We start from the raw sequence: 1,322 nt of genomic DNA on the forward strand, positions 1-1,322 counted from the left end.
TGGGGGAATGACGGCATTTCCGGCGAAAAACGGAACTGCCACATCCATGTACACCGCTATTTTTGCCGTTCATAACCGATAAAATAGTTTCAAATGGATGTATTTTACCTGTGCCCCTACCTGCTTTTACTGGAACAAGGGGATTGCGATACCGAAAGGCTGAACGAGGCAAGTGACGATTTCATACGCCACCTCAGCCATCTGCATGAGGAACACGGCAACCACACCTGCGTGCTCCTCCATCTCCAATACACGAAGTTCCGGCTGACCGTCCTGCGGGAACGCTACCACAACAACGGGCAGAGCCATCTGGTGTGCTACTGCCATGTGGTGGGAGCTATCATGTATGTGGAAAACACGATGGAACGGATGGAAAAAAGACGGACGGGTCCCGGAAACGGAGAAGCTCGTCCGCCCGGCGACGGGCCTCCCGTGCTGTGGACTGACGATGCCATCCATCTTATTGAACTGCTTTATGCCTGCCATGAACTGAAGCTGTTCAATGACGGTGAAATCACGCTCAAACAAGTGGTGGAATATGTGTGCAGAGCACTGGGTGTGGATGTGAAGAACGCATCGAGCTACTATGCCCGGATGCGGCGGAGGAAAGGCGACGACCGCACCTATTTCATCGACCGGCTGCGCGAAGCCCTGCTGCGGAAAATGGATACGGACGACGAGAAGCAATACCGGCGAAACAAATAAGCCTATGCCTGTTTGTTCAACTCCAGCAGATGCTTCAGGTTCGGGTCGCTCCCGATGCGCTCCAGCTCATCGGCGACAATCTGCCGGGCTTCCTCCTTGATGCGGTTGTAGTTTTCCTGTACCATTTCCTTCATGCGGTCGATGCCGTCGGCATCCCTGAAGTCGGTGATGACCGGTATCTTCCGGTAGGTCTTTTCCTCTTCGGCGATTTTCCTGGCATCGACCACAATCTCGCAATGGAAAATCTTCTGCTCGATTTTCTCGCCGAAGTTGTCCGCCACCGAACCGACGAACATGCCCTGCGTCAGCGAGGAAATCTTGCTCGGCGGGATAAGGCTGTCCATCTGGGTGGAGATGGAGGTGGACACATCGTTGCGGTTGATGGAGATGGACTGCCGTTTCTGGAGTATCTTGCCGAAGCGTTCGGAGAGCGTCTTGGCGGTCTCGCCCACCACCTGCCCGGAGAAGATGTTGCCGACGGTGTTGATGATGACCTTCGCCTCCTTGTCGGTATAGTCGCGGATGAGCTGCGAGAAGTCCTGAAAGCCCAGCAGCACGGCCACCTTGTTGCTGCGCGCGGTGGCGATAAGGTTGTCCAGCCCCTTGATGAACACGGT

2 protein-coding genes are annotated in these 1,322 nt (G+C 55.0%); one reads left to right on the forward strand and one right to left on the reverse strand.

What is annotated here, in order from left to right; translation table 11 throughout:
• Nucleotides 1–93: 93 nt before the first annotated feature.
• The gene (locus M3090_RS15265; RefSeq protein WP_249057690.1) at nt 94–705 is read left to right on the forward strand and encodes an RteC domain-containing protein; all 612 of its coding nucleotides are present in this window, start codon (nt 94–96) and stop codon (nt 703–705) included.
• 2 nt (nt 706–707) lie between these two features.
• Here M3090_RS15265 and M3090_RS15270 read toward each other — a convergent pair.
• On the reverse strand, nt 708–1,322 hold a 615-nt coding region (locus tag M3090_RS15270), incomplete at its 5' end, for a TraM recognition domain-containing protein (protein WP_249057692.1).

Origin of the sequence: Bacteroides sp. ET71, from assembly GCF_023336905.1 — a bacterium.
Taxonomy (GTDB): Bacteria; Bacteroidota; Bacteroidia; order Bacteroidales; family Bacteroidaceae; genus Bacteroides.